The sequence below is a fragment of the Neisseria sp. P0009.S007 genome (assembly GCF_051962515.1).
On sequence record NZ_JBQCVF010000909.1, the window covers coordinates 1 to 430 of the forward strand.

At 48.1% G+C, this 430-nt stretch carries 1 pseudogene; it reads left to right on the forward strand.

The features are described 5' to 3' along the window. Nucleotides 1-430: pseudogene (locus tag ACTHS3_RS17060) on the forward strand (penicillin-binding protein 2); the annotation flags it as partial.

Below are 430 nucleotides of genomic sequence, written 5' to 3' on the forward strand. Positions count from 1 at the left end.
GCCCTATTGCGCCTGCTCGTTGCTTTTATCCTGATCGTCATCTTCTTTTCCATCTTGCTGGCGCGGTTCTTTTACCTGCAAGTGACTCAACACAACGAGTTTTCCGGTCAGGCATCGAGCAACCGCATCACCCTGATTCCAACGCCGCCCGTACGCGGCGAAATCGTCGATATCAACGGCGTTCCTTTGGCCAAAAACTATCCAGTCTTTTCGCTCGAAGTTATTCCCAGCCGCATTGAAGGCAAGATGGAAGATGTCATTGAAGCATTGAAAAAATATGTCGATATCACACCGACAGATTTAAAACGCTTCAAAAAATACCGCGAAAGCTATCGAAAATTTGAAAATATCCCACTCAAGCTCAGGCTGACCGATGAAGAGGCCGCCCGTTTGTCCGTACATCTGCGCGAATTCAAAGGCGTAGAGGTCA